At 59.6% G+C, this 7,697-nt stretch carries 6 protein-coding genes and 1 pseudogene; 2 read left to right on the forward strand and 5 right to left on the reverse strand.

The window, feature by feature from the left end; genetic code table 11:
* Positions 1–61: 61 nt before the first annotated feature.
* From BEK68_RS02190 to BEK68_RS02210, 5 genes are all read right to left on the reverse strand, one after another.
* The gene (locus tag BEK68_RS02190; RefSeq protein WP_004635293.1) at positions 62–553 is read right to left on the reverse strand and encodes a hypothetical protein; all 492 of its coding nucleotides are present in this window, start codon (positions 551–553) and stop codon (positions 62–64) included.
* Positions 550–1,398, reverse strand: coding sequence for an FAD:protein FMN transferase (locus BEK68_RS02195; protein WP_065851553.1), 849 nt, complete (start codon positions 1,396–1,398; stop codon positions 550–552). The genes BEK68_RS02190 and BEK68_RS02195 overlap by 4 nt, the downstream gene beginning before the upstream one ends.
* Entirely contained in the window at positions 1,395–1,916 is a 522-nt protein-coding gene (locus tag BEK68_RS02200) for an FMN-binding protein (protein ID WP_004635288.1), read from the reverse strand. Before BEK68_RS02200 ends, BEK68_RS02195 begins: the two co-directional genes overlap by 4 nt.
* 27 nt (positions 1,917–1,943) lie before the next feature.
* Positions 1,944–2,852 (reverse strand): DUF6662 family protein, encoded by a 909-nt coding sequence (locus BEK68_RS02205; RefSeq protein ID WP_004635287.1) that lies wholly within the window; start codon positions 2,850–2,852, stop codon positions 1,944–1,946.
* Positions 2,853–2,935: 83 nt separating this feature from the next.
* A complete protein-coding gene (locus BEK68_RS02210; RefSeq protein ID WP_012435844.1) occupies positions 2,936–5,224 on the reverse strand; it encodes a copper-transporting P-type ATPase in 2,289 nt (762 codons plus the stop codon).
* 176 nt (positions 5,225–5,400) lie between these two features.
* On the opposite strand from BEK68_RS02210, the gene BEK68_RS02215 reads away from it, so the two are divergent.
* Positions 5,401–7,380, forward strand: a complete 1,980-nt coding sequence (locus BEK68_RS02215) for a copper resistance system multicopper oxidase (protein WP_004635283.1) — start codon at positions 5,401–5,403, stop codon at positions 7,378–7,380.
* Between the two features lie 22 nt (positions 7,381–7,402).
* A pseudogene (locus BEK68_RS25905) lies at positions 7,403–7,697 on the forward strand (copper resistance protein B); the annotation flags it as partial.

The following is a 7,697-nucleotide window of genomic DNA, read 5'->3' on the forward strand; positions in this document are numbered from 1 at the left end:
TCTTTCCCGCGCGCCGAGCGGTTTGCTGCGCAGGCTTGTACGATTGCCTCGTCGATTCGCTTCAGGTTTTTTCGTGCCGTACATTCTTGCTCGCGGGGGCACGGTAGCCGTTGTGTCGCTTCCGTCCAATGAACATGTGGAGGGGCACGGCCGCAACAGCAGCAATGCCCAGAACAAGGTGCACAGTCTTCGTAAGACCACTCCAATCTTCGGGCCCGTAATACAGCCCATAAGCGGTGATGGTCAGCAACAAGAACACGATTCCCGTCAACGTACCGGTCACGAGGTTTCGGCGCGCAACCCACGCGAAGCGAATGTGTTGCGGCAGCATGGAACCCAAGAGAATCAGGCTGCAGAACGCAAAGGCGCCATGCAACTGCAGAATCTGGCGGACGATCGGTGCGTCCTCCCATTGAAGCAAATCGTGCAAAACCGTCCATATCAGCCCAGACACCGCTACCGCTAGCAATACGGCGAGAGCAACCCAATAGTGATACGGATGCAGACGAATGCCTGTCCCTTTCAGGGGATGTCGATGCGAGGATTGCGTCATGATGCAACAACGTGTGCGTGATAGCTTGATAGCGCGCGGACCGTGGCGGGCGCCGTCGTACCGGCAAGCATGGCGACCTTGGTCAGTGCGTCCGCCCAGATACAGCGGGGGGCAATGACGGTGACCGTTCGCTCTGCGCAAGGCGCTTCCATCGGCGCTTGTTGCGACCGGATGGATGCTGTACCAGGGGGCAGTCCGAAGCTTTCTGCGAAATAGTGACCGCTGGTGGCCACGGCCCCGTTGGTGAGCCGACCGAGTAGTTCTAGCCGACCGGGCGCGTTGGCACTGCGTACGTGGATGGGCTGTGCATGCTTGCCAAAGACGCGCAGATCCCCTCCAGCCGAAACGGCACCACTGCGGATGCCGTGGTGCCGTAAACTCAGGACGGCCATGTCGACGGCAAAGCCTTTGGCGATGCCACCGAGATCCAACCATAGTGCGCGCCGCTTACTAATGCGATTTTCATCGAGCATCACTACATCCGCAAACCGCACGTCGACTTCCGCCGTCGGCCCCGCTGGGCGGGGCAAAATTTTGTGTGCCACCAACATGCGGGCCACGGTGGGGTCGAACACGCCGCCGGTACGCTCGTGCATGCGCTGGGCCTCGCGCAGCACACGCATGGTCCAAGGGTGAACGCGGACCGCTTCGCCTACCGACGCCGCATGCAGACGTGACAAGTCGCTATCCGAGCGCTGGAAGCTCATCAACGCCTCGGCTTGCTCGATTACGGAGAACGCCGCTGCGATGGCGGTTTCTGCCAAGTGAGCGCAGTCCTGGGGATACACATCGTCAATGCGAACTTCAACGAAAGTCCCCAATAGCGGTTTGGAGCGACGAATCACATCTTGGCTAGTAAGAGGTCATACACAGCCAGCACCCGCTTGACTCCCTGGGTGATGTGTTTGCATGAGAGCGTCGCGCCACTGATGTTACGGATGTCTTTACCAAGCTGCACAGCATCCTGCGCGGTCTTACCAACAAACTGGGCACGCCAGTCGGCATTGCGCACCTCATAGCCATACGTTTCCTGGTACGTCAGGATATCGACGGCGCGCACGGCTCCCTTGGCGTCGAGCGCCACGGCATACGTGATTTTTTCATGCTTGCCCACCACGCGATCCACGATGAACCAGCCGCCAGTCGACACTTTCCAGACCCCCTTGTCATTGAATGGCTCGTGTACCCCGGAGCGCTCGTTCAATGTTTCGCGAATCTGGTCCGTAATCTGGAGAGGCACGGCCTGAAAACTCGCGCCAGGAAACATCTGCGCCTGAGCCTGTTGAACTGTCAGGTATTCCGTCGCTTGGACGGGCACGACCAGCACCGCAAGCGGCACTGCCGCCATGGGAGTCCACTTCATGTCTGTCTCCGTATCAATGGACGCGCTTCAAAATGGGAACCCCACCTTGACCATGAACTCGTTGCGCGCATGCTCGTCACCGAAGATACGGTTGCCTGCCACTACGTCCGCCTGGTCCTCGTTGTAGGTTTTGACTACGGGCAATTGGTGGCGCCACGCGGCCGTTACCCACCAGTGTTTGGTGGCGTAGTGCAAATTGGGGCCAAGAAACCACGCGGAGTGATCACGACGGTTATAGCGATACCCCTGGAATTCACGATGGTTGCGCGCCTCCATGCCCAGGCTCAGGTTGTCGGTCAAGCGATAGGACACGCCGGCGGTCAGATCAAGCATGGAAGCACGCTCAATATCACCCATGGCGGTTTTGTCGCGCTCATGGGCACCGAGAATATTGGCGGCAAAAATGAGCCGATCATCCAACCAGTTCTTCTGCAAGATGATGCGCCATTCGAGATCGCGCTCACGGGGCCCCAGTTCTGGCTCGATGTACAGTGCCAAGCCGATCGGATCAGTCACTGGGTTCATGAGTTGGTAGATCGCTTCGAGTGAAACAGTCTCGAAGCGAGTCTTGCGGTAACGCCCAGTCGGATCGTCATTGGGACCGAGATCTGTCAGCGGCCCACGCGTGGTGCCATCAAGACCATTCCGATTGGCGTTCACGTAGCTCCAGTTGAAATAGCCGGCCAATTGGAATTTGTCCGTCACGCCGTACTCGACTTCTTCGCGGTTGAGCAATCCGCTATAGGATCCTTGGGACTGGCCCCGCTGCAGGAAAGACTGGTGCTCGAATTCGAAGCGGCCTTTGGGCATAACGTCGGCCGTGTAAATCCACCCGAACGGCGATTCGCCGGCAAGCGCAGTTGTGGAACACAGCCAGGCAAGCGCCCCAGCAAGCCAAACCTTCCCCCAATGCGTGCTTTTTGTAGCACCTTGCATTTGACTCCCCTTCCGAAATAAGGAGATTGTAAGGGAGAATGAGAATTGTTCGCAATAGCCTCGTGAAGCGGCGAATGCTGGGATCAGAGTCGGGTCGCACGGAGTCGCAGCGCATTGGCGACCACCGATGCCGAACTCAAGCTCATCGCCAATGCGGCAATCATGGGTGATAACAGAAGTCCGGTAAAAGGATAGAGCACGCCGGCAGCCAATGGCACACCCAGTGCGTTGTAAAGGAAGGCGAAGCCGAGGTTTTGCTTCATGTTGGCAATCGTTGCCTCGGATAAGGCGCGGGCACGGGCAATGCCCCGCAGGTCGCCTTTCACGAGGGTAACCTGGGCGCTGTTCATCGCGACATCGGTACCGGTACCCATCGCAATACCCACGTCGGCTTTGGCGAGCGCCGGTGCATCATTGATGCCGTCGCCTGCCATCGCTACAACCAAGCCTCGTTCTTGAAGTGTGGCGACCAACGCCAGCTTATCCGCAGGCTTGACCTCGCCGCGAAACTCAACAATGCCAAGTTGTTTTGCGACGGATTGGGCGGTCACGTTTCCGTCGCCGGTAGCCATCACGATCCGAAGCCCATCGGCTCTGAGTTGGGTCAGGGCCTGCGGTGTTGTCGTCTTCACGCGATCGGAAACCGACAGCAGGCCAGCAAGGACCCCATCGACCGCCAGGTACATCACACTGGCGCCTCGGGCTCGCATGGCGTCTGCCTCGGTGGAGGCGGCATCGACAGCAACCGCGTGCGCCTGCATCAGCGAGGTGTTGCCGAGCGCCAGGCTTCGCCCAGCGACGTGTCCTCTCACGCCGATCCCTGACGCGGATTCAAAATCTTCCGGCCGCTCGAGCGCGAGCCCCTGTTCGCGCGCTTGCGCCACGATCGCAGCGGCCAAGGGGTGCTCACTACCTTGGTCCAGACTGGCCGCCAAGCGCAAGACGTCCATGTCGGAAAATCCATTGAGGCCAATGGCCCGATCGAATGAGGGGCGCCCTTCGGTCAACGTGCCTGTCTTGTCCACAATAAGCGTGTCGACCTTGCGCAGGTTCTCGATTGCTGCGGCATCCCGAAAAAGAATGCCGTGTTCGGCCCCTTTGCCGCTGGCCACCATGATGGACATGGGTGTGGCCAGCCCGAGCGCGCACGGGCACGCGATGATCAGCACAGCAACCGCGTTGATCAAGCCGTGGGCCCAGCTTGGCTGGGGGCCCCAGATCCCCCAGGCGACGAGCGTCATGACAGCGATGGCGACCACGCCGATGACGAAGACGCCTGCCACCTTGTCCGCCATTCGCTGCATCGGCGCCTTGGAGCGCTGCGCTTGCGCGACCATTTGCACGATCTGCGACAAAACGGTCTGCGCGCCCACTTTCTCGGACCGGACCACAAGCGCACCCGAGGTGTTCAGGGTTGCACCGATGACGTGGTCACCCGCGCGTTTGGAGACTGGAATCGGCTCACCGGTGATCATCGACTCGTCGAGCGCGCTCGCGCCCTCGACCACGACACCATCCACGGGCACCTTTTCACCGGGCCGCACACGCAGCAAATCGCCCACATGGACATGGGCAATCGGAACATCTTCTTCACTGCCGTCCGCGTCGATGCGCCTGGCTGTTTTGGGGGCAAGGCCCAGTAGGGACTTGATGGCGGCCGATGTCTGTGAGCGGGCCTTCAGCTCGAGCATTTGCCCCAGCAGGGTCAGCGAAATGATTACGGCTGCCGCTTCAAAATACACTTCCACCCGGCCGCTCGCCGCGAAGGTCGAGGGGAATACGTCCGGTGCGACTGTCGCGACTACGCTATAGAGATAGGCCGCGCTCGTCCCCAGCCCGATAAGCGTCCACATGTTCGGGCTGCGGTGCAAGAAGGATTGCACACAGCGCTCGAAGAATGGCAAGCCAGCCCAAAGCACGGCCGGCGTGGCAAGCACCAACTCGAGCCAGTTCTTCCATGCTGGATTTAGGGGAATGAGACGATATCCAGCCATGGCCAGCACAAAGACCATCGCGGTCAATGGCAAGCTTATCCAGAAGCGTCGCCGGAAATCCATGAGCTCCGCATTCTCTTCCTCCTCCCCCGCCGGCATGATCGGCTCCAGCGTCATGCCGCATTTAGGACACGTGCCGGGATGATCCTGGCGGATCTCAGGATGCATTGGACAGGTGTAAATCGTGGACGCGGATGCCGGTGGTGAAACACTTGCCTCGTCGCCCGGGACAGCCCGCGGCGCGCCTGCCGAGTGAGCATGGTGACCATGCACATTGCAGTGGTGTGCGTGGGGTTGCGTGGGCTCATTGTGGTCGTGCGCCGTATCGGCGCTTTGTCGCGGGGAGGCGGCTTCTCTGTGGCTGTGCTGGCGGCTCATGCTCGGCATCCTGTTGGAAAAAACTGGCACGTGGCAGTGTCGTGGTCAGCATAGCGATCAACCACCCCGAGGACAACGGTCCGCAATGACGGTATCAATGGATTCACAAGGGACGTGCTTCTGTGGCCACGAGCTTGGTCTGCGGTGCAGGTCCATGCGAATTCCGGGCACGTCTCATGCTGAACGACTGTCTCATGCTGAACGACTCCCCGGGGATTGCTATGGAGGTCCTCCTCGCGTTCGTGACGCAGGGGCACAACCTTCCAACGGGAGCAAGGATCGTGGGCGACAACACTTCAATCGACTTGGCGCTGCGGCGCAAATTTCTACGCCAAATGGCTGGGGCGGGCTTGGCGGCAACGGGGGCCGGTATCGGCACGCCTGCTTCGGGGCTGCAAAGCCAGGATCGTTCAACTGACCTGTCCGGAACCGAATTCGCTCTGACAATTGGGCGCACACCCGTCAATTTCACGGGGCATTTACGGTACGCGCTTACGGTAAACGGATCAATTCCTGCGCCCATCCTGCGTTGGAAACAAGGTTCCGAGGTAACGCTGCGGGTCACCAACACACTGGCCACGCAAACTTCGATCCACTGGCATGGCATCCTCGTTCCGTTTGCCATGGATGGCGTGCCTGGCGTGTCCTTTCCCGGCATTCCTGCTCACCAGACCTTCGTCTACAAATTCAAGGTCCGACAGGCCGGTACATACTGGTACCACAGCCACACCCGCTTTCAGGAGCAACTCGGCCTCTATGGCCCATTGGTGATCGAGCCACAAAGGCCGGCCCCCATACCTAGCGACAGGGACTACGTCGTTATGCTGAGTGATTGGACTGACGAAGATCCTGAAAACGTCTTCCTTCACTTGAAGCAGTCGAGTGATTTTTACAATTTCCAATTACCGACGGTCACTGATTTTGTGGCCGACGTCAGGGCGGCGGGCCTCTCAAAAGCACTGGCTCGACGGCGTATGTGGAACCAGATGCGCATGAATCCCACGGACCTCGCCGATGTCTCTGCTGCAACCTACTGCTACTTGGTCAATGGCGCCACACCCTTCACTAACTGGACAGCTATCGCGGAGGCAGGCGAATACGTACGTTTGCGCTTCATCAATGGATCGGCCACCACAACGTTTGATGTTCGCATCCCGGGCCTGACCATGCGAGTTTGTGCGGCGGACGGACAAGATGTCGAACCCGTGAACGTCGACGAGTTTCGGATTGGTGTAGCGGAGACCTACGATGTGTTGGTGCAGATGCCCCGGAATGAGGCATACACCATATTTGCACAGGCGATGGACCGCAGCGGATATGCACGTGCCACCCTCGCGCCGAAGCACGGCATGCGGGCCGCGATTCCTATTATGGACCCCAAAACCTGGCTGACCATGGCTGACATGGGCATGGACATGAACATGAACGGAATGTCTATGACCAGCGGGCCACCCAATGAAACGATGGAAACTCAGGACAACGGCATCCATTCCCCCCTCGGCCACTCTATGCAGGCGGGGGGCGAAACCGCGGCCGACGCCATGCCAGGCATGCGACTGCAGTCCGGCGATGAAGGCATGGCCGGCATGAAACCCTCCATGTCGATGTCCCACGATGGTAAGCCCGAGCATTCCCACCCAATGACGATGCTGGGTATGCACGGCGGCCCCGAAGTCGACATGCGGTCGATGAACCCTTCCAAGTCGCTCGCAGACCCTGGGCCGAGATTGCGCCAAAATGGCCGGAGGGTTTTGACCTACGCAGACTTGCGAACGCTGGGCCAGCCCTATGACGATCGGCCTCCGGGCCGCGAGATCGTGTTGCATCTGACCGGCAACATGCGACGGTTCATCTGGGGATTCGATGGCAAAAGGTTCTCGGAGGCCGAGCCGATCCGTCTGTACTACGGCGAACGGCTGCGGATCACTCTCGTTAATGACACCATGATGAATCACCCTATGCACCTGCACGGGATGTTCAGCGAGCTTGAAAACACGGAGCGTCAAGCGCTCGTCCGTAAGCACACCATCAACGTTCAACCATCCAAGCAGATCAGTTTCCTCGTAACTGCGGATGCCCCGGGCCAGTGGGCATTTCATTGTCATCTGCTGTACCACATGGAAGCCGGTATGTTCCGCAAGGTGGTTGTGGCCTGACCCTTGGACAAAGGAGCGCGTCATGTTGCCAGGAGTGAAGGGACGGCTGCGTTTGGTTGCCGCAGCCTTATTGCTCACCGTGCGGCTTGCAGGCGCCCACACGTCTGAGGCGCCCACGCCAGGCATGCCGCAGACGCCACACGGCACACCGTCTCAGGCCCATGGGCAAGAAGCGCAGGTACTTGCAACACAAAAGCCCGACTTACCTTCCCAAGAGGAAGGCGTCAATGTGATCACCCCCAGTGACGAACCCCGCGTGCCAATGCAGAATCCCAGCCGAGGCATCGCCGTGCCGGGCGACACCATGGTCGACAACG

Source organism: Ralstonia pickettii, from assembly GCF_001699815.1.
Lineage (GTDB): Bacteria > Pseudomonadota > Gammaproteobacteria > Burkholderiales > Burkholderiaceae > Ralstonia > Ralstonia thomasii.